Source organism: Streptomyces wedmorensis (assembly GCF_000716445.1).
Classification (GTDB): Bacteria; Actinomycetota; Actinomycetes; order Streptomycetales; family Streptomycetaceae; genus Streptomyces; species Streptomyces wedmorensis.
In genome coordinates, this window is record NZ_JNWK01000077.1 from 1 (window position 1) to 19,605 (window position 19,605).

Below are 19,605 nucleotides of genomic sequence, written 5' to 3' on the forward strand. Positions count from 1 at the left end.
CGGGGCGGGCAGGAGCGACGGGTCATCCGGCAGGTGCTGCATCCCAGCATCCTTGCAGAACCCCTAGGGCCGGCCTTGATCGGCCGGACAGGACCTAGCTGCGGCACGCTCTCCAGCTCGGTCCTGGCGACGCGCAGTGCCTCGGATTTCTCCGCCGGCCTGGACGGCCAGACGGGATGCCAGAACCCATTGCGCTCCACGTCGAAGAGCACCCCGTCCACCGGCCACGCCAGCCGCCCGGCCAGTTCCTCGGGGTCGCCGTCGCGCCAGTCGGGCCACCGCGACGAGCCCCGCGGGAGCCCGGCGGCGAGGAAGACCCGGTGATCCGCCGAGAAGGTGAAGCCGAACCGCGCCTCGACCGCGTCGAGCTCTTGCTCGGTGAGACCCGGACCGATCTCGGTTCGAAGCATCCCTTGCAGGGCGCGGGAGGCTTCCAGGGTCAGGCGTGGGGTCGACGGCGTGTTCACGCCTGCCAGCGTAGTGAGCGGTACGGCCGCACCTGCCAGGAGGTTGTTGCAGTCCGCTACCTCATCGCGTATTCGCTGCGACGACCTCGGCGCCGTTCGGGCTCCCTGCAGTGTCCGCCCGGAGGAGAGCGATTGGCAGGTCCGCCAGCGTGATGGCGCCTACCCGAGGGCGGCGGCAACGGCCTTGTAGTCAGCGGCCTGGGTCGGGGTGAGGTAGTGGCTGACGCGGATGAGCACGGTGCCGCTGACAAAGTCGTACTCGGCAAGCATGGGCATGCCCTTGGTGACGTTCTGGATGTAGTCGGCGCGAGCCTGGGAGTCGGCTGCGGTCGTGAAGACCTCGATCGCTCCGCCGAGCCCGACGCTGCCGGGCTCCGCGCCGGCGACGTCGTCGGCCTTGATGCGGGAGTCCGTGAACGTGACCTTGCTGGTGTACTGGTTGGGGCGGCCGAGGAGATGGTTCGGGTCGTCGTCCTCGGTGACAACGCCCGAGAGCTTGGCGGACGCGACCTTGCCGGAAAGGACCTTGAAGGCGTCGCTGGCGGTGAGCTCCTTCGCTGCCGGCTTGGTCGGGACGCCAGCGGTTGCAGCCGGGGTGTTGTTCGGCTGGTCGTTCTTCGGATCGCTCCCTGACCCGCACGCCGTCACGGCTGTGAAGGCGATGACGACCGCGGCAGCGGACAGGGCGGGCTTACGCATGATGGCTCCGAAGTGTGGCGGGTTTGGGTGTGTTGATCAGGTCGCAGAACTATTGCACTGCGATGTTGCAGTGCGTGCGGATACCGGAAGACCGGCTGGTGTCAGTGCCCGGCCGGGCAGGTGGCGGTGGGTCGACCGCGGAGGAGCGCGGGGGCTTGTCCGCTGGCGTCTATCGGCAGTTTCGGATGCTCAGACGGGCGGGATAGGGCGTGGACCGGGGGAGAGCCGCTTCTGGGTACGAAGGCTGGCCCGGGCATGCTCTCCCCACGGCTACTGGGTAGCGTCCCTCGGGTGAATCTTCACCTCATCAACGATGTGCCCGACGGCCTGACCCGACGAGCGCGATCCTTTGTCGCCGCGCATGGCGTCAAGGTCGACGTTCGCCCTGTTGAGGGGCACAGGCAGTGGTGGCTTGAGCGGGACATCCCAGCAGCGGTGATCGATCGAATGGCGGCCTACCAAGAGCGATGGGGCGGTCTGCTCTTGCCACCCGCACCGCAGTACGACGGAGGCCCCAAGTACCTCGATCCGGACTCGCCCGAAGCAGACTCGGCAGGGTGGTGGTTCGAAGCCGGGATGCAGCGGACCGCAGTCCCCTACTCATTCATGATCAGTCCGTCTGGTGAGTTCGGTATCCATGCAGAGAGGTGGGCACCCCTCCACGCAACCATCGAGGGCTGGGTGGAAGCGCTCGCCTTGACTCACCACGCATCCATGTGGGCAAAGCAGGTCACCAAGCTTGTCGGCGATGACGTCGATGGCATCGACCTGAACGGCTATGCGCCGGTGCGCGAGGTGATGGGCCTGGCTGACACCTGGTGGAGAGGGCCCGACTCGCTGGTAGCCCTCTATAGCGGGGAGGCCACGGCACTCGACTTCCCCAAAGGCCGCATCGCAGTGATCTACTCCGGCCTCGATGAGTGGGGACTGCGAGGAGGCGTGGACGACGATGGCTGACCTTGTCGTTTAACCTCATCTCGGCTCGGGGTGGATATGGAGCAGGCGGTGCTGCCAAGCCCGAACCGATCGCTACTGTCGTCGCATGACCGCGAACGGAGATCGCCAGTTCCCCACCGTGCTTGCCGCTGCCATGGCGGTCCGGCTCGCATGCATTGGCGAGGACGGTGTCGACTTCGAACCCTACGAGTCCTTCCTGAGTGCCGATGAGACCACCGAGTGGTTCCGCGCGTGGACCGGCAACGGCGAGCTGGACGGCGACGACTTCCGCGTATTCGGCCAGGATGGCACCGGCGGGAACGCGGCGTTCTGGCTGGTTCGTCCAGGTCGGGAACTGGTAGAGCAGCCCGTTGTCTTTCTGGGCTCCGAAGGGGAGACAGGCGTCGTCGCTCGCGATCTTGGTGACTTCCTGTGGCTGCTGGCAGACGGCTTCGGCCCGTGGGAAGCAGCAACCTCGTATGAGCCCGAGCCCGATTGGGCTCCACAGGTCAATCGCGACCTGGCGGCCATCGCCGAGCAATTCGCTCCGGACCGCCGCGCGTCGGCAGCGGCGATCACCGCGCAGGCCACACGAGAGTTTCCCGACTTCGACGACACCATCATGAAGCTTTGCCGTTGAACCCGACCCGATGCCCCCGCCACGACGTGTGGCGAGGGCATCTGACCGGTGTCAGCGGTGCCGACTGCGCTCCTCGGGCCTCGTGGCCACTGGTGTGGCCGGAGGGCGCGGCGTGGCGGACATGGACGACGTTCCGCTGATGAAGCCTCGGCTGCGAGCCGCTTGCGTCCGCCGGTTCGGCTCAGCGGTGATGCGCCAGTTGAGGACCTCGGCGGGGCGTTCCGCGCTGTCGAGTTCCCGCTGGGTGCCCACCTCGGCCAGGAGGCGTCGGGGGTTGTGGCCGGCGGTTTCGGCTTGGGCGAGGGTTGTGGTCAGGGCGGTCCAAGTAGGGTCGGCGAGGATTCGGTCGGCGTGGTCGGGGAGGGCCGCGCGCACGTCCTGCTCAAAGCGGCGGGTGGTTGCGGCTCGCGGTGCGCGGCGGGTCAGGTCCGCCAGGACGGGTGGGGCGGCCTGCTGGAAGCCCGCCTGTAGGTGGCGGAGGGCTTCCTCGGCCGCAGCGGCCTGCTGTTCGTGGCCGCGCTGCTCGTGCCACTTGGCGGCGGCGCGGGCCAGATGCATGGTGGCGAAGAGCAGGGCGATGGCGAGCCCGCCCGGCTCGTTGGAGGCGTAGGCGAGTTCCTTGGCGGCCTTGCGTAGGGCGGTGGCGGCCTGGTGGTTGGCGCGGGTGGTGGAGCGGCGGGCGCGGTTGAACGCCATCGCCGCCGCTCGTAGTTCCGCCCGGTGCGGGCCGGTCGTGGCGCTGGCGATGTTGTACAGGGCATCGCCGAAGCCGGCCAGGTGCCCTTGGGCGGCGGCATCGTCACCGGAGTCGAGGACGGAGTGCGCCGTGTGTATGGCGGTGGTGGCCTGACGCCATGGGTCGGCGGGGTCTGCCACATACCGGGGGTGGTCGGCCGCCTCCTGGACGGGGAGGCGTTCGCGTAGGCGGTTGATGGAGAGGTCGGGGGCGAGTTTGGAGCCGCCGTACCAGACGGGTTCGCCGGCCGCGTTGGTGTCGCCGGGGGCGGCGAGGCTGTAGCCGATGACGTCACCGGTCTCGGGGCCGAGGCGGGTCTTGATCTTGATGCCGAGGGACTGCAGCACGGTGAAGTAGTCGGCCTCGTTGTGTACAGCGGCGGCGACCGCGTACGCCTGCTCGCGCAGCCAGTGGCGTGCCGTGACCGTCTGGCCCTGGCGCTCGGCCTTGGCGCGTTCGGCGCCGGTCGGTGTGGGTGGGGCGGTGAGGTCGCCGGGCTTCAGGCGGCGCAGGCCGAACTCGGCCTCGATCTTGCGGCACTCTGCTTGGGCCCGCTGCCCGTCGCGGTGGGTGCGCGGGCGGCGTCCGTCGGCGCGGACGGTGGTGGCCATGAGGTGGATGTGGTCGTCGGCGTGGCGCACGGCGATCCACCGGCATGCCTTCTCGTCTCCGTCAGGGGCGATGCCGGTGGCGTGCACGATGCGGCGGGCGACTTCGGCCCACTCGGCGTCGGTGAGGTAGCGGTCGCCGGGCGCGGTACGGACCGGGCAGTGCCAGACGTGCTGGGGTGGTTTCTTGCCGCCCAGTTCGCGGGTGCGCAGGTCGACGTGGATGTCGAGGCGCTTGGCGAGCTGGGTGTAGGTGGCTGCCGGGTCGCGGCCGGGGTCCGGGGCGCCGGCCATGTCCCAGGCGGCGACGATGTGCGGGTCGGTGTGTTCGTCGCGGCGGCCGGGGCCGAAGAGGTAGACGATCAGTCCGCGGGAGTCGGAACCGATGGAGACGTCAGGAACCATGCGCGGTGCCTTCCGCCAGGAGCTGGTCGATCAGCCGGTAGCTGCTCTCGGCCGCTTGCTCGACGCGGTCCAGCACCGCCTCGGCACGCTCGGGCACCGTTCCTTGGTGGATGGCCGCGGTGATCTGGTTGAGGTTGCCGCCGATGCGGTTCAGCGCGACCGTCTGTGCCTCGACGGCCTCGATCAGCGGGCGGACCGGGTCGTCCTCCGGGCTGCCGACCAGCCCCGCCTTGCCCAGGGCGACGGCCAGCGCGGCGTCCCCGACGAATCCGGCGAACCTCTGACCGCGCTGGTGAGCGGCGGCGCTGATCACACCGACCGCAGTCCGGGTGAAGCGGATGGTCTTCTCCTGGTCGCGCTTCTCCACCGTGCGCTTGCGGTTCATCAGCGCGGGTAGGACGGGGGCGTCGAGGTCCCGCCAGGAGGGCTGCTCGACGGGCGGCGGTTGGTCATCGGCCGGCGGCTGGGCGGGAGGGGCGACGGCGTCTGTTGCGGGCGGGCAGCCGGTCTCGGCTATGCCCTCCTCCGGCTCGGGCGCCCCCTGGCGTTCGGCCTTCTCCTCCGCCACCCCTGGGGCGGGGGCAAGCGCGGACGAAGCCTCGTTAGAGGCTCGTTCGCTCCAGCTTGCTGCTGATCGGCGGGTCAGGCCGAAGAGCTTCTTTCGGCGGCGGGTGGGGGAGTTGTCGGTGCTCGTTTCGGGCATGGTGGGCTCCGGTGGTCGTGTGGGGTGGGGCTTCGTCACGTCCGTTGCAGCCGTCCCGTAGCTGGTCAGGACAGGTACGGAGGCGGTCGCAGGTACGGAGTGATCCGTATCGGCAAGGAACTCCGTCCCCGCACTGACCTGCGCGGGGACGGATGCGACGGATGGATACGGACCTGGTGTCAGCGCGTGGGCCTGGGGCCCGCAGGCCCACCGGGCGGGCCGATGGGCAGCGTCCCGGACGGAGGGGTGGGCGGCTTACCCTGGGCTCGACGTGCGGGAACGGTCTCCGCTGCTGCGGGTGCCGGTTGGGCGGGGTCGGGGCAATAGCGGGCCCAGGCGTCGAGGAACTGGTTGCGGGCGTACGCCTTGGCCTGTCGGCCGTTCTCGAAGCGGTGGTTGGCCGGGCTGATGCCGAAGTCGCGCAGCAGGTTGGCCAGGTGGTAGGCGTTCAGGCCCTTCGTTCCGTACTCGGCCCACGGCGCCTCGGCGTCCTGAAGGAGGGCGGCGAGCAGGTCGTGGCTGCGCAGCGCCTCCGTGTCGCCGTGTTGCTCGAAGACGCGGCGGATGTCCCGGAGCAGCCGCGTCTTCAGCGTCGTCTGCTCGTCCTGGACCACCTCGTTGCGCGTCATCGCCAGGCAGGCGGCGCGGGCCTGGGCGGGCCAGTGGCCGCCGGCCAGGTCGGCGACGATGACTAGGGGCTCCCAGGTGTCCGCGGCTCGGTCTTCGACCGGCATCGGTGGCACCAGTCGGTGCGCTGTCTCGCGCAGTGGGGTCAGCCATGCGGCCAGTCGGTCGCGCAGCGCGTTCAGTTCCGGGACGGAGTGCCGGGACCGGAAGGGGGCGACCTTCTCGCCGGGCTTGCGCTTCTGCATGCGGAGCACGACGGCGCGGTCCATGATCGTGTCCGGCAGGTCGCCGATGCCGGCCAGCGCGGCCATGGCGAAGGTGGGGAACGCGGTGGGCTTGTGTTCCGGGCCGGAGATCCGCCAGGCGGGGCGGTTGCGCTGGTGTCCGGCGTTCAGCAGGCCCCGGAGGTCCTCCTTGTCGCCGGCCTTGGGGCCGAAGATGGTGTCGGCCTCGTCCACCAGCAGCGTCGGCGGGTCCTCGCCGATGATCCGGAAGACCACCGCCGGCGAGGTGTTCACGGTCATCATCGGCCGGGACACGGTCTCGTGGAGCACGTCCAGGACACGGGACTTGCCGCATCCCTTGGTCGGCCCCACCACCGCCAGCCGTGGCGCGTGCTGGAGGGCGGGCTGGATGTGGGAGGCCGCCACCCACAAGGTGACTGCGGTCAGGGCCTCCTCGCTCGGCAGTACGACGTACCTGCCGATCGCGGCGCGCAGGTCGTCCAGTACGACGGTCCCGTCCTGGTCCCCGTCCGCTGTGAGGCTGGCACGTTCGCGGTCCCGAGTCCCCGGTCCGGGTTCGGGGACCGTCCCCGCAGCACCGTGGTCAACCCGGACCGGCGGTCCGGGTTCGCCAGCCGACTGACCGTAATTCTCCGCCCGGTCCTCGGCTTCCGGACCGGGTCCACGGTCCGGGTTGACCGGAACTCCGGTCCGGGTTTCGGTCGCGGGTCGGTCCGGTCCCGGACCGACCGGACCAGCGGCACGGTCCGGTCGGTCACCGGTCCCCGGAGAGGTGGACCGGCTGTCCATTCGGTCCGGACGGTGCCACGGGATGCCCTGGCCGGGGACCGCAGCGGCAGGCCAGATGACCTTGTCGGATGTGTTCGAGGTGGCGGGGGACGTAGAGTCCTCCATCGACGTTCCTCTCAGGTGAGGGACGGGACGTGCAAGGTCCCGCCCCTCACCGGTTCGTTCGTTCAGGGATGGGCGGCGTGCAGGGGAATCTCCGGCCCTCGGCGTTGGCGCGCCGGGGGCCGTTGCTGTGTCCGGGGCTGTCGGTGGCTCACGAGGCCAGGCCCCATTCCTCCTGGCCGGCGATCAGCGTGCGTTCGTAGCGCAGCAGCTCGGCCTCGGGGTAGAGCACCCGCTTGCCGACCTTGATGCCGCGCGGCCCCTTCATGATCTGGCGCCAGTAGCGGACGGTGCTCTCGGCTGTGCGGTAGCGCTCGGCGACCTCGGCGGTGGTCAGGTATCGCATGCATTCCCATTCGGCTAGGTGGCGATTCGATCTGCATAGAGTTGTACCCGACGATCCCCGGTTACCCAAATCGGGAAGCCCGTGTTTCAATTTGGATAGCGACGGTGATGATGGAGGTTCGATGGCAGGCGACAGGCCCGAAGGTGGCGAGGTGCCGCTGCTCTACAGCGAAGGGAACGTGGCCGCGCGCGTGGCCCTGGAGCGCGAGGTCAGAGGGTGGAGCACGACCGAGCTGGCCGAGCGGGTGACCAGAGCCGGCGTCAAGATGAACCAGACGGCGGTCTGGCGCATCGAGAACGGCACCCCCCGTCGGCGTATCAACCTCGACGAGGCCCTCGCCTTCACCCGCGTCTTCGAGCTCCCCCTCGAAGAGCTCATGTCACCGCCCCTGGAAGGGCTCGACATCGCCAGCCGGCGCCTCGTCCAAGAGGCCGTCGAGGCGTTCTACGAGACCCGCGACGCACGAGACCGTCTCCATCACGCCGTGGTCGCCATCGCCGACCACATCAAGGCCCACCCCGACAGCTCGCGGGCCATCCACGAGCAATGCCTCCGCCTCATGGGCGACGAGCGCGACGCTCGCACGCTCAGCAACGACATCGAGGACGGGGGTCACTACTGACAACCGACACGAAGGAGAGGCCACTTGGCCAACATCCAAAAGCGCCCCAACGGTAAATGGCGGGCCCGCTACCGCGATCTCGACGGCAAGGAGCACGCTCGCCACTTCGAGCGGAAGCTCGACGCCCAGCGATGGCTCGACGAGGTCACGGCCAGCATGGTCACTGGCCAGTACGTCGATCCCCGCGCCGGCCGCGTCACCTTCGAGAAGTACGCCGAGAAGTGGGAGGGCTCGCTCATCGCCAGTGAGGCGGGCGAGCGCATCACCGACAACGCGCTCCGGCTCCACCTCGTACCGGCGCTGGGGGCCCGCTCCATGGCGGCGATACGCCGCAACGACATCCAGGTGCTCTTCAAGCACCTCTCCGACCAGCTCGGCCCCGGCAGCGTGCGGAACGTCTACGACGTCCTCGTACGCGTCATGACGGCGGCCGTGGACGACAAGGTCCTCGCCTCCAGCCCGTGCCGCCGGATCACCCTCCCGGCCATGCCGGACGAGGAGGTCACCCCGCCCACGGTCGAGCAGGTCGAGGCGATGGCACGGGTGATGCCGCCATACATCCGCGCGGCGATCGTCACCCTCGCCGGATCAGGGCTGCGCATCGGTGAACTGCTCGGCCTGAAGGTGTCGGACGTCGACTTCAAGGCTGGCGCCATCCGGGTCGACCGGCAGCGGCTTCAGTCCGGGAAGATCGGCCCGCCGAAGACCGCCAAGTCCCGGCGGACGGTCCCGGTCGGCGAGGTCGTCACCGACGCGCTCCTCGCGCATCTCGCCGCACGGCCCTCCAAGGAGTGGCTGTTCACCATGGAGGAGGGCGAGCCGCTCAACTACCGGCGGTGGAAGACCGAGTGGAACGGGGCTCGCAAGGCGCTCCAGGCGGCCGAGAATGGGGCCGCCGAGCGAGAAGGCCGTAAGGCCGTCGAGCTGCCGCACATGGTCACCCACGACCTGCGGCATTTCTATGCCTCCGCGCTCATCGCCGGCGGCGCGAGCGTCAAGCAGGTGCAGCTCGTCCTCGGGCACGCGTCCGCCGTCATCACGCTGCGGATCTACGCGCACTTGTGGCCCGGAGAAGAAGACCGCACCCGGGCCGTCATGGACGCCGTGCTCGGCGGCCTGCGGACCGGGTGCGGACAGGTAGGCGACATGGCCCGCGAAACCGCAGGTCAGAACGCCTAACCAGAGATCAAGCCTTCTTGGTCTCCCAGAAGATGCGGTCGATCTCGGCGATGAGCTCCAGCGCCTTCTCGCCCGTCTTCGGGTCGGTGGACGCCTTGGCGGCCGAGAGGGCCTTCAGGGTGTCGTTGACCAGCTGGTTGAGCTCGGGGTACTTCTCGAAGTGCGGGGCCTTGAAGTAGTCGCTCCAGAGCACCGAGACGTGGTGCTTGGCGAGCTCCGCGCGCTGCTCCTTGATGACCGTGGCGCGGGCGCGGAAGTGCGCGTCCTCGTTGGCCTGGTACTTCTCCTGGACAGCCTTGACCGACTCGGCCTCGATGCGGGCCTGGGCGGGGTCGTACACGCCGCAGGGGAGGTCGCAGTGGGCGCTGACCGTCACCTTGGGGGCAAACAGGCGGGAGAGCATTGAGCCGTCCTTCCTCGTGATCGTCTTCTCAGGTGGGACATTACTCGGTGAGAAGGGCGTTTTCGCGGGCGCCCCCTGGGGCTTAGGTCAAAAGTCCAGGGTCACCATGGGACTCGTGTACGAGTGGACGAGCGGACGCGCGGGCGGACCGGGAGGTGCCGGATGAGGGAATCGGGGCGGGAACGGGTGGCGGAGACCGAGGCTCCGTTCGGAATCGCCGAGGTGACGGGGGTGTCGATGGTGCCGACGCTGCTCCACGGGGACCGGCTGTTCGTGCACTACGGCGGGCGCTTGCGGCCCGGGTGCGTGGCGGTCCTGCGGCATCCGCTCCAGCAGGATCTGCTCATCGTGAAGCGGCTGATCGAGCGACGCGACGGCGGCTGGTGGGTGCTGGGGGACAACCCGGCCACCGAGGGGGACAGCCGGGTCTTCGGGGCCGTACCGCCCGAGCTGGTCCTCGGGCGGGTGCGGGCGCGGTACCGGCCGGTGACGCCGGGGCGTCAGCGGTCGGCCGTGGTGACGCTCTCCTGGCTCGTCTCGGCGGTGAGGCCGGTGTGGTCCGACCGCTCGGCCTCCAGGCGCTTGCGGGCCCGGTAGGCGGCGACGTTGGCGCGGGTGGCGCAGCGGTCGGAGCAGTAGCGCCGGGAGCGGTTGGTGGAGGTGTCGAGGTAGGCGTTGCGGCAGGGCGGGGCCTGGCAGAGGCCGAGCCGGTCGGCGCCGAACTCGGTGAGGTGGAAGGCGAGACCCATCGCCGCGATCGCCGCGTAGCCCGCGGTGGGGTTCGAGGGGTGGTCGGCGAGGTGCATGTGCCAGCGGGGGCGGCCGTCGTCGTCGAGCAGGTCGTGGCCGGAGATCTGGGGGCTGACCGGGAACTCCAGGAGGAGCGAGTTCAGCAGGTCGACGGCGCCCGTGTGGTCGCCCTCGTCGGCCGCGGCGAAGACCGCCCGCAGCCGGGCGCGTACCGACCGGAAGCGGGTGACGTCCGAGTCGGTGACCCGCCGGGCCATCTGGGTGGCCGGGCCGAAGAGCTCCCGGATCACCTCGACGGAGGTCAGGGTGTCCTTGTTGCGGGCCGGCTCCTCGGTGTTGACCAGACGCACGGCATAGTCCGAGTAATAGGCCAGTTCCACTTGTAGTCCTTACTCTGGCGGGCTAGGGTCTCGGTCGTGAGGGGTAATGCCTATGTCCCCTTCGAGGGTATTACGAAGGAGCGGGGAGGGTACGGCGATGACCGGAACCGACTGGGCGGCCTGGCAGCGGAGCTGGGACCGTCAGCAGGAGTGGTACATGCCGGACCGCGAGGAGCGGTTCCGCGTGATGCTCGACATGGTCGAAGCGGTCGTGGGACCGAAGCCCCGCGTGCTCGACCTCGCCTGCGGTACGGGAAGTATCACGGATCGGCTGCTCCGTAGGTTCCCCGATTCCACCAGCACTGGAGTGGATCTCGACCCGGCCCTCCTGGCCATCGCCGAAGGGCACTTCGCCGGCGACGAGCGCGTCACCCTCGTGGCCGCCGACCTCAAGGACCCCGCATGGACCGCGCTGCTGCCCCATGACACGTACGACGCCGTCCTGACCGCCACCGCCCTCCACTGGCTCCACAGCGAGCCGCTGACGGCCCTCTACGGCCGGCTCTCCGGTCTCGTCCGGGACGGCGGCGTCTTCATGAACGCCGACCACATGATCGACGAGACCACCCCCCGCATCAACGCCGCCGAGCGCGCCCACCGGCACGCCGCCATGGACCGGGCCAAGGCCGCCGGCGCCCAGGACTGGGCCGAGTGGTGGGCCGCCGCCGCGGCGGACCCGGCCCTCGCCGGACCCACCGCCCGCCGCTTCGAGATCTACGGCGAGCACGCCGACGGCGACACGCCCTCCGCGCGCTGGCACGCCGACGCCCTCCGCGCCGCCGGCTTCGCCGAGGCGCGCCCGGTCTGGGCCTCGCCCTCGGACACCCTCCTCCTCGCCGTGAAGTAGCCGCGCGCGGGAACGCGCCGGACACGGCGAAGGGGCGGTACGGGTGACCCGTACCGCCCCTTCGCGCGTGCCTTACAGCACCTTGGACAGGAACGCCTTCGTCCGGTCGTGCTGCGGGTTGGTCAGGACGTCCCGCGGGTTGCCCGACTCGACCACGACGCCGCCGTCCATGAAGACCAGCGAGTCGCCGACCTCACGGGCGAAGCCCATCTCGTGCGTGACGACGACCATCGTCATGCCCGACTCGGCCAGGTCCCGCATGACGTCGAGGACGTCGCCGACCAGCTCCGGGTCGAGCGCCGACGTCGGCTCGTCGAAGAGCATCAGCTTCGGCTCCATCGCCAGAGCACGGGCGATGGCGACGCGCTGCTGCTGGCCGCCGGAGAGCTGCGAGGGGTAGTTCCCCGCCTTGTCCCGCAGGCCGACCCGGTCGAGCAGGCGCTCGGCGCGCTCGCGCGCCACCGCCTTGGTCTCGCCCTTGACCTGGATCGGGGCCTCCATGACGTTGGCCAGGGCCGTCATGTGCGGGAAGAGGTTGAAGCGCTGGAAGACCATGCCGATGTCGCGGCGCTGGGCGGCGATCTCGGAGTCCTTCAGCTCGTAGAGCTTGTCGCCCTTCTGGCGGTAGCCCACCAGCTGGCCGTCGACGGACAGCCGGCCGGCGTTGATCTTCTCCAGGTGGTTGATGCACCGGAGGAAGGTCGACTTGCCGGAACCGGACGGGCCGATCAGGCAGAACACCTCGCCGTTCTGCACCTCCAGGTCGATGCCCCTGAGGATGTGCGCGGCGCCGTACGACTTGTGGACGCCCTCGGCCTTCACCATGGCGGTCATCGGGTCACCGCCTCACGGTTGGAGAATCGGGCGAGGTTCGCCTTGACCTTCTGCCACGGGGTGGGCGGCAGGGAGCGCAGCGACCCGCGGGCGTAGTGCCGCTCCAGGTAGAACTGGCCGACGCTGAACACCGAGGTCAGGATCAGGTACCAGATCGACGCGACGAAGAACATCTCCATCACCGCGAACGAGGTCGAGGCGATGTCCTGCGCGGCCCGCAGCAGGTCGGGATACTGCACGGCCACGACCAGCGACGAGGTCTTCAGCATGTTGATGAACTCGTTGCCCGTCGGCGGGATGATCACCCGCATCGACTGGGGGAGCACCACGCGGCGCATCGTCTTCGCCTGGCTCATGCCCAGCGCGTGCGACGCCTCCGTCTGGCCCTCGTCGACCGACTGGATGCCGGCCCGGACGATCTCCGCCATGTACGCGCCCTCGTTGAGGCCGAGACCCAGCAGGGCGGCCAGGAAGGGGGTCATGACATCGGTCATCTCGTCCTTGTAGAACCCGATGTTGAAGATCGGGAAGATCAGGGCGAGGTTGAACCAGATCAGCAGCTGCACGTAGACCGGGGTGCCGCGGAAGATCCAGATGTAGAGCCAGGCGACGGTGCTCGTCACCGGGTTCTTGGACAGGCGCATGACGGCGAAGACCACGCCGAGCACCAGACCCAGCGCCATGGAGGCGACGCTGATCAGGACCGTGTTCCCCAGGCCTTCGAGGATGCTGGGGTCGAACAGCTTCTCGGGAACGGTCGCCCAGCGGACGTCGCCCTGGGAGAACGCGACGCCGAGCAGCACCAGCAGTGCCACCACGACGACACCGGCGACCCAGCGACCGTAGTGGCGGACCGGAATGGCCTTGATGGCCTCCGGCGGGATCTCCGTCGGGGCGGGGGACGCCCCGGCGGGAACCTTGTCGACCTTGTCTTTGTCGAACTTGTCAGTCACAACGACTGCCCTTCAGTGGTGCCGGGAAGTCAGGAGCCGCCGTTGATCTTGGCCGCGGGGATCGCGCCGTCACCGGCGTTCCACTTGTCGAGGGCGGCCTTGTAGGAGCCGTCCTTGATGGCCGCGTCCAGGGCCTCCTTCAGGGCATCACGGAGCTGGGTGTTCTTCTTGTCGACGGCGATGCCGAAGAGACCGGCGTCGGTCTTGTTCGCGATGGCCTCGAAGTCGTTGCCGCCGCCCGCGGTCTGCGCGATGTACGCGGCGACCGGGGAGTCGTTCAGGTCGGCGACGGCGCCGCCCGCCTTGACGCGGGTCTGGGCCTCGGCGTCGGTCGGGAAGGACTCGAAGGTGAGGGCGGGCTTGCCGTCCTTCTTGCACTTCTCGGCCTGGTCCTTGGCGGCCTGCTCGTACGTGGTGCCGCGCTGGACCGCGAGCTTCTTGCCGCACAGGTCGTCGAGCGACTTGATGTTCTCGGGGTTGCCCTTCTTCACCAGGATGCCGGTGGAGGCGGTGAAGTAGTCGACGAAGTCGACGCCGGTGCCGGTCTTCTGGCCCTTGTCGTCCAGGCCCTCCTGGCGGGCCTTGGTGTCGGTCATCGAGGACATGACGATGTCGGTGCGGCCGGTCGGCAGGGCCGTGAGCAGCGTGTCGAACGTGCCGCTCTCGAACTGGAACTTCACGCCGAGCTGCTTGGAGAGCGCCGCGGCGATGTCGGGGTCGACACCGACGATCGTCGCGCCCTGCTTGAACTCCATCGGGGCGTAGGTGGCGTCCGTGCCGACCTTGATGACGCCGGCCTTCTGGATGTCCGCGGGCAGCTTGGAGAAGAGCGGGGCCGTGGAGGCCGCGCCGGTCTTCGTGCCGCCCTCGGGCGTCGAGCCGCCCTCGGTCTGGTCGCCACAGGCGGTCAGCAGCATGGAGCCGGCGACCGCGATGGCGGCGACCGCGGCAAGACGGGAAGTGCGGGTCTTGGCGACGGTCGTACAGCGCGTGGAGCGTGCGGTCATGGTCGGGTTCCTCCGGCGTTTTGGGAGTTGCCAGTAGGTCGCGTACGCGTCTTCGAGTGCCGCGACCTCGTGTGATTACGGCATCTTGCCATTCGGACCGCCTCAAACCGACGGCCAGTGATGTCAAAATCGGGTAACGGGTGACCCCCGAATCGAGACAGGCCGGTACATCAAGGCCGGACCTTCTGCGGAATCCCTTCCCGTTCTCCGGAAAATCTCCGGTTGATCTCGCCATTCGGACGAGCCGAAGTCGGCCATTCGGGTGCGGTGAGCATCTATCGGGACATCGGGTGACGTGTCGTTCTCCGTCCGTGTCCGGATGCACTCGGTATGAGTCGTGTCACCGAGAGGTTATGGACTCGTCTGCGGTGCCGTCTGTCCGGTAAGAAGGATCCTTACACCCCTCATCCGGGGCTCAGGGCGCGTTGTGCGGCGCGCCCGAGCGGCTGCCCGACAAGGCGGCCGCGGTGCCTCCCCACCCCTCCTCAACCAGGAGCGGCCACCCTCAAATGAAGCAGACTTAAGGGGTCAACCCAATGGCAGCGGAGATCGTCAATCCTCGCAATGACAGCGGTACCGAAGCTCCCGAGGAGCCCTTCGACCCTGTCTTCGCCCTCCACCGGGGCGGCAAGATGGCCGTGCAGGCCACCGTGCCCCTCCGGGACAAGGACGACCTGTCCCTCGCGTACACGCCCGGCGTCGCGAAGGTGTGCACCGCGATCGCCGAGCAGCCCGAGCTGGTCAACGACTACACCTGGAAGTCGCAGGTCGTCGCGGTCGTGACCGACGGTACGGCCGTGCTCGGACTCGGCGACATCGGCCCGGAGGCCTCCCTCCCGGTCATGGAGGGGAAGGCCATCCTCTTCAAGCAGTTCGGCGGCGTGGACGCGGTCCCGATCGCCCTCGCCACCACCGACACCGACGAGATCGTCGAGACCGTCGTCCGGCTGGCCCCGTCCTTCGGCGGCGTCAACCTGGAGGACATCTCGGCGCCGCGGTGCTTCGAGATCGAGCGCAAGCTCCAGGAGCGCCTCGACATCCCGGTCTTCCATGACGACCAGCACGGCACCGCGATCGTCACCCTCGCGGCCCTGCGCAACGCGGCGAAGCTGACCGGCCGGACCCTCGGCGACCTCCGCGGCGTGATCTCCGGCGCGGGCGCGGCCGGCGTGGCCATCGCCAAGTTCCTCCTGGAGGCCGGCCTCGGCGACGTGGCCGTCGCCGACCGCAAGGGCATCGTCAGCCGGGACCGCGAGGACCTGACCGACGTCAAGCGCGAGATCGCCGAGCTCACCAACAAGGCGGGCCTGAGCGGCTCCCTGGAGACCGCCCTCGCCGGCGCCGACGTCTTCATCGGCGTGTCCGGCGGTACGGTCCCCGAGGCGGCCGTCGCCGCCATGGCCCCGAACGCGTTCGTGTTCGCCATGGCCAACCCGAACCCCGAGGTCCACCCCGACGTCGCGCACAAGTACGCGGCCGTCGTGGCGACCGGCCGTTCGGACTACCCGAACCAGATCAACAACGTCCTCGCGTTCCCCGGCATCTTCGCCGGCGCGCTCCAGGTCCGGGCCTCCCGGATCACCGAGGGCATGAAGATCGCCGCGGCCAACGCCATCGCGGACGTCGTCGGCGACCAGCTCGCCGCCGACTGCGTCATCCCGTCGCCGTTCGACGAGCGGGTCGCCCCGGCCGTCGCGGCCGCGGTCGCCGCAGCCGCCCGCGCCGAGGGCGTCGCGCGCCGCTGAGCTCGCTCCTGAGCCTGAAGGGGCCCCGTTCCGCATCGCGCGGGACGGGGCCCCTTCATGTGCGACTGGGGGGTGTGTCACACAGGCGTGTGGTTCCGCCGCGCACCCGTCGGACCCTAGGGTCGGGGCCATGTTCGCTGCCTACGCTGCCCGAATCGACCGTGACCAGCCGCTGAACGGCCTTGAGTTGGGTGAACGCCCGGAACCCGAGGTGCGGCCCGGATGGACCACCGTGACCGTGAAGGCGGCCTCGCTCAACCACCACGACCTGTGGTCGCTGCGTGGGGTGGGGCTGCCCGAGGGAAGGCTCCCGATGATCCTCGGCTGTGACGCCGCGGGCATCGACGAGGACGGGAACGAGGTCGTCCTGCACTCCGTGATCGGCCAGACGGGTCACGGCGTCGGCCCGGACGAGCCGCGGTCCATCCTCACCGAGCGTTATCAGGGGACGTTCGCCGAGCGGGTGACCGTGCCCCGCTGGAACGTGCTGCCCAAGCCGAAGGACCTGTCCTTCGAGGAGGCCGCCTGCCTGCCCACGGCCTGGCTGACCGCGTACCGGATGCTGTTCACCAACGCCGGGGTGCGGCCCGGCGACTCGGTCCTCGTCCAGGGCGCGGGCGGCGGCGTGGCCACCGCGGCGATCGCCCTGGGCAAGGCGGCGGGCCTGCGCGTCTTCGCCACCAGCCGCGACGAGGCGAAGCGGAAGCGGGCCGTCGAGCTCGGGGCCGTCGAGGCGTACGAGCCGGGGGCGCGGCTCCCGCAGCGGGTGGACGCGGTCATCGAGACCGTCGGCGCCGCCACCTGGTCGCACTCGGTGAAGTCGCTCCGGCCGGGCGGCACGCTGGTCATCTCGGGCGCCACGAGCGGCGACCGTCCCGCCCACGCCGAGCTGACCCGGATCTTCTTCCTGGAACTGAAGGTCGTCGGCTCGACGATGGGTTCCAAGGACGAGCTGGAGGACCTGCTGTCGTTCTGCGCGGCGACGGGCGTGCGGCCGCTCGTCGACGACGTGCTGCCGCTGGACCGGGCGCGGGAGGGCTTCGAGCGGATGGCGTCCGGCGAACTCTTCGGAAAGATCGTGCTGACGACCTCTTGATGACTCGTCAGTAATCCTGATGGGATCTCCGGCACGCGAAACGTGAACATCACTCACCTTGTCGTGCCGGAGGTCCTCTTGTCGCGAACCACCCTTGCCGCGGCCGCCGTCGTCGCCGCACTGCTCGCCCCGACGGCCGCCCACGCCGATCCCGCCGCCCACGCCGATCCGGCCGGTCGGGCCGATCCGGCGGGGACGGGCATCCCCGCCCTCACCGACGAGCACGGCCGCGTCCTCACCCTGCGCGGCTGGAACGTCGGCGACAAGGCGCACAGCGGCGACGCCGCCCTGTCCGCCGTCACCGAGAAGCACTTCCGCGACATGCGGGCCAAGGGCTTCGGCTTCGCCCGGCTGCTCGTCTTCTGGGACGACCTGGAGCCCCGCCCCGGCCAGTACAGCCGGACGTACCTACGGAAGATCGAGCACGTCCTGGACTGGGCCGCGCGCCACGACGTCAAGGTCGTCCTCGACGCCCACCAGGACGTCTTCGGACCCGCCTTCGGCCACCGGGGCATCCCCGCCTGGGCGACCAGGACCGATGGCCTGCCCTTCACCCCGCACCCGGACGACTGGTTCTCCGAGTACTTCGAGCCCGCCGTGCAGCGGGCCTTCACCCACCTGTACGAGGACGAGGACCTGCGGCAGGCCCAGGCCCGCATGTGGCGGGTGCTCGCCGACCGCTTCGAGGACCACCCGGCCGTCCTCGGCTACGACCTGATCAACGAGCCGATGGGCGAGCTCCGCGAGGGCGAGGACCTGGCGACGGCGGCCCGCCGGATCGAGAGGGACCAGCTGACCCCCATGTACAACCGGATCGCGGACGCGGTCCGCGCCGTCGACGACGACAACTGGGTGTTCGTCGAGCCGACCCCCATCGTGGGCGAGGGCGTGCCCACCGGCCTCGGCCGGATCGACGACCCGAAGGTCGTCTACGCCCCGCACTTCTACAACGGCGCCATGGAGGCGGGCGGCGACTACGACCCGGCCGCCGGCTGGATCGAGAACTACGAGCAGGCCGTCGTCCAGTACCCCAAGGAGTACAAGGTTCCCGTCATGGTGGGCGAGTGGGGACCGCTCGACAACTCCCGGCCGAACATGAACCGCTTCTACCGGGAGGCCATGGCCTCGCTCGGCCGCTACAGCTCCGGCTGGGCGGGCTGGGAGTGGTGCTACGGCGGCGGCTACTGCGCGGTGGACGGCTCCGGGACCTTCCGCACCAACAAGGAGCTCACCGCCGAGCCGTACGCCGAGGCCGTCGCCGGCACCGTCCGCTCCAGCGCCTACGACCCGGCGGCCGGCGTCTACCGCCTGTCGTACGACTCAGGCCGGCGCGGCTCCCGCGTCACCGAGCTCTCCCTCCCGCCCGGCACCTGGCGGCTGACGGCCCGCGGCGCCGCGGTCGTCCTCCGCAAGTCCCCCGGCAGGGCCTGGGTCCTGGCAGCCCCCGGTGCCCGCGTCACGGTCACAGCCACCCGAGGCTGACCCGGCCGGCCGGGCGCGATCCGGTCCGGTGCGGCGTGGTCCGGTGCGGTCCGGCGCGGTCCCGCCCGGCGTGATCCCGGACCGCACCCGCTCCGCCCGAGGCGTCAGGCCTCCGAGCGCGGGCGCAGCAGGTCGGTGATGCGGACCGCTGCCGTCGACAGATGGCGGCGGGTCTCGGTCAGCTGCTCCTGGTTCACGCCGTGGTCGCGGGCCGCGTCGCGGATCTCGTCGCGGAAGCGGTCGAGCAGCCGGTCGAGGTCGCGGGCCGGGTCGCCGGACGGCTCGGCGTCCCGGACCCAGTCCGGCGCGCCGGCGGCCGGAGCCGTCGCGAACGGCGGCTCCTGCGCGGCGGCCTTCGGATGGGTCGTGCCCGCGACCAGACCGCCGAGCTGGGCCGTGATGTCCGAGAGCCCCTCCCAGACGCCCTTGGGCCAGTCGCCCCGCGAGAAGCGGTCCTGGACCTCCTCCTGCACCTGCTGGGCGATCCGCTGGAACTCCTTGGCCTGGCGGCGGGCCGAGCGGGCCTCCGCGCGGGCCTCGCGGGCCTGCTCCTTCCACTCCTGGCCGACCCGGCGCAGCTCCTCCTTGGCGTCGGCGAACGTGGAGGAGTCCGCCGTCCGGGTCCGGCCCGCCTCCGCGCGCATCTCGCTGCGCACCCGGCCGGCGGCGCCGCGCACGTCCTCGCGCATCTCCGCCGCCAGCTCCGACACCGACTCGCGGATCTCCCGCTCCAGGTCGTCCAGTTCGGTGCCGCGCCCGGCCAGCTCGGCGCGGCCCGCGTCGGTGATCGAGTAGACCTTCCGCCCGCCTTCGCTGGCGTGGGTGACGAGGCCTTCGGCCTCCAGCTTGGCGAGGCGCGGGTAGACCGTGCCGGCCGACGGGGCGTACAGCCCCTGGAAGCGCTCCTCCAGCAGGCGGATCACCTCGTAGCCGTGGCGCGGGGCCTCGTCGAGCAGCTTGAGCAGGTAGAGGCGGAGGCGGCCGTGGGCGAAGACGGGCGGCAT

The 19,605-nt window shown here is 70.1% G+C and carries 20 protein-coding genes and 1 pseudogene; 9 read left to right on the forward strand and 12 right to left on the reverse strand.

All coding sequences use genetic code 11. From position 1 onward, the window contains the following. Positions 1–467: pseudogene (locus OO54_RS36715) on the reverse strand (hypothetical protein); the annotation flags it as partial. A 159-nt stretch (positions 468–626) separates the two neighbouring features. Further along, a complete protein-coding gene (locus tag OO54_RS36720) occupies positions 627–1,166 on the reverse strand; it encodes a hypothetical protein (protein WP_033211321.1) in 540 nt (179 codons plus the stop codon). Positions 1,167–1,457: 291 nt separating this feature from the next. Here OO54_RS36720 and OO54_RS36725 point away from each other — a divergent pair, with 291 nt between their 5' ends. Further along, on the forward strand, positions 1,458–2,123 hold the full coding sequence (locus OO54_RS36725) for a hypothetical protein (RefSeq protein WP_033211340.1): 666 nt from the start codon (positions 1,458–1,460) through the stop codon (positions 2,121–2,123). An 85-nt stretch (positions 2,124–2,208) separates the two neighbouring features. Next, positions 2,209–2,742: a hypothetical protein gene (locus OO54_RS36730; RefSeq protein ID WP_033211322.1), complete on the forward strand. Its 534-nt coding sequence runs from the start codon at positions 2,209–2,211 to the stop codon at positions 2,740–2,742. A 51-nt stretch (positions 2,743–2,793) separates the two neighbouring features. Here OO54_RS36730 and OO54_RS36735 read toward each other — a convergent pair whose 3' ends face one another. The 4 genes from OO54_RS36735 to OO54_RS36750 all read right to left on the reverse strand — a co-directional run bounded on the left by OO54_RS36735 (position 2,794) and on the right by OO54_RS36750 (position 7,303). Further along, positions 2,794–4,491 (reverse strand): relaxase/mobilization nuclease domain-containing protein, encoded by a 1,698-nt coding sequence (locus OO54_RS36735; protein WP_033211323.1) that lies wholly within the window; start codon positions 4,489–4,491, stop codon positions 2,794–2,796. Then, positions 4,481–5,059: a MobC domain-containing protein gene (locus tag OO54_RS36740; protein WP_033211324.1), complete on the reverse strand. Its 579-nt coding sequence runs from the start codon at positions 5,057–5,059 to the stop codon at positions 4,481–4,483. The genes OO54_RS36735 and OO54_RS36740 overlap by 11 nt, the downstream gene beginning before the upstream one ends. Positions 5,060–5,373: 314 nt before the next feature. Next, a complete protein-coding gene (locus OO54_RS36745) occupies positions 5,374–6,855 on the reverse strand; it encodes a DUF3631 domain-containing protein (protein ID WP_418953293.1) in 1,482 nt (493 codons plus the stop codon). Between the two features lie 253 nt (positions 6,856–7,108). Further along, positions 7,109–7,303, reverse strand: coding sequence for a helix-turn-helix transcriptional regulator (locus OO54_RS36750; RefSeq protein ID WP_033211325.1), 195 nt, complete (start codon positions 7,301–7,303; stop codon positions 7,109–7,111). A 121-nt stretch (positions 7,304–7,424) separates the two neighbouring features. Here OO54_RS36750 and OO54_RS36755 point away from each other — a divergent pair, with 121 nt between their 5' ends. Together OO54_RS36755 and OO54_RS36760 are read left to right on the forward strand one after the other, a co-directional pair. Next, positions 7,425–7,925, forward strand: coding sequence for a helix-turn-helix transcriptional regulator (locus tag OO54_RS36755; protein ID WP_033211326.1), 501 nt, complete (start codon positions 7,425–7,427; stop codon positions 7,923–7,925). Between the two features lie 24 nt (positions 7,926–7,949). Then, positions 7,950–9,104 carry a tyrosine-type recombinase/integrase gene (locus tag OO54_RS36760; protein WP_033211327.1) on the forward strand — a complete coding sequence of 385 codons (1,155 nt, stop codon included), beginning with the start codon at positions 7,950–7,952 and terminating at the stop codon, positions 9,102–9,104. 7 nt (positions 9,105–9,111) lie between these two features. Here the strand turns inward: OO54_RS36760 and sodN are convergent, their stop codons facing one another. Beyond that, positions 9,112–9,507, reverse strand: coding sequence for a superoxide dismutase, Ni (gene sodN / locus OO54_RS36765; protein WP_017236240.1), 396 nt, complete (start codon positions 9,505–9,507; stop codon positions 9,112–9,114). A 162-nt stretch (positions 9,508–9,669) separates the two neighbouring features. On the opposite strand from sodN, the gene sodX reads away from it, so the two are divergent. Next, complete coding sequence (sodX, locus tag OO54_RS36770) at positions 9,670–10,104, forward strand: nickel-type superoxide dismutase maturation protease (RefSeq protein WP_033211328.1); 435 nt, start codon at positions 9,670–9,672, stop codon at positions 10,102–10,104. Here the strand turns inward: sodX and OO54_RS36775 are convergent. Continuing rightward, complete coding sequence (locus tag OO54_RS36775) at positions 10,008–10,637, reverse strand: CGNR zinc finger domain-containing protein (protein WP_033211329.1); 630 nt, start codon at positions 10,635–10,637, stop codon at positions 10,008–10,010. The genes sodX and OO54_RS36775 overlap by 97 nt on opposite strands. A 97-nt stretch (positions 10,638–10,734) precedes the next feature. Between OO54_RS36775 and OO54_RS36780 the strand changes: the two genes are divergently transcribed. After that, a complete protein-coding gene (locus OO54_RS36780) occupies positions 10,735–11,484 on the forward strand; it encodes a class I SAM-dependent methyltransferase (RefSeq protein ID WP_033211330.1) in 750 nt (249 codons plus the stop codon). A 72-nt stretch (positions 11,485–11,556) separates the two neighbouring features. Here OO54_RS36780 and OO54_RS36785 read toward each other — a convergent pair whose 3' ends face one another. Genes OO54_RS36785 through OO54_RS36795 form a run of 3 tightly spaced genes read right to left on the reverse strand, consistent with a single transcriptional unit; the run spans position 11,557 to position 14,278 of the window. Continuing rightward, on the reverse strand, positions 11,557–12,318 hold the full coding sequence (locus tag OO54_RS36785) for an amino acid ABC transporter ATP-binding protein (RefSeq protein WP_033211331.1): 762 nt from the start codon (positions 12,316–12,318) through the stop codon (positions 11,557–11,559). Continuing rightward, positions 12,315–13,271, reverse strand: coding sequence for an amino acid ABC transporter permease (locus OO54_RS36790; protein ID WP_033211332.1), 957 nt, complete (start codon positions 13,269–13,271; stop codon positions 12,315–12,317). The genes OO54_RS36785 and OO54_RS36790 overlap by 4 nt, the downstream gene beginning before the upstream one ends. A 29-nt stretch (positions 13,272–13,300) precedes the next feature. Next, positions 13,301–14,278, reverse strand: coding sequence for an ABC transporter substrate-binding protein (locus OO54_RS36795; protein ID WP_033211333.1), 978 nt, complete (start codon positions 14,276–14,278; stop codon positions 13,301–13,303). A 536-nt stretch (positions 14,279–14,814) separates the two neighbouring features. Here OO54_RS36795 and OO54_RS36800 point away from each other — a divergent pair. From OO54_RS36800 to OO54_RS36810, 3 genes are all read left to right on the forward strand, one after another. After that, positions 14,815–16,023, forward strand: a complete 1,209-nt coding sequence (locus OO54_RS36800; protein ID WP_017236235.1) for an NAD(P)-dependent malic enzyme — start codon at positions 14,815–14,817, stop codon at positions 16,021–16,023. 130 nt (positions 16,024–16,153) lie between these two features. Continuing rightward, positions 16,154–17,119 carry a zinc-binding dehydrogenase gene (locus tag OO54_RS36805; protein WP_017236234.1) on the forward strand — a complete coding sequence of 322 codons (966 nt, stop codon included), beginning with the start codon at positions 16,154–16,156 and terminating at the stop codon, positions 17,117–17,119. 78 nt (positions 17,120–17,197) lie between these two features. Then, entirely contained in the window at positions 17,198–18,601 is a 1,404-nt protein-coding gene (locus OO54_RS36810) for a cellulase family glycosylhydrolase (RefSeq protein WP_033211342.1), read from the forward strand. Between the two features lie 104 nt (positions 18,602–18,705). Here OO54_RS36810 and OO54_RS36815 read toward each other — a convergent pair whose 3' ends face one another. Continuing rightward, positions 18,706–19,605, reverse strand: coding sequence for a PadR family transcriptional regulator (locus OO54_RS36815; RefSeq protein ID WP_033211334.1), 900 nt, complete (start codon positions 19,603–19,605; stop codon positions 18,706–18,708).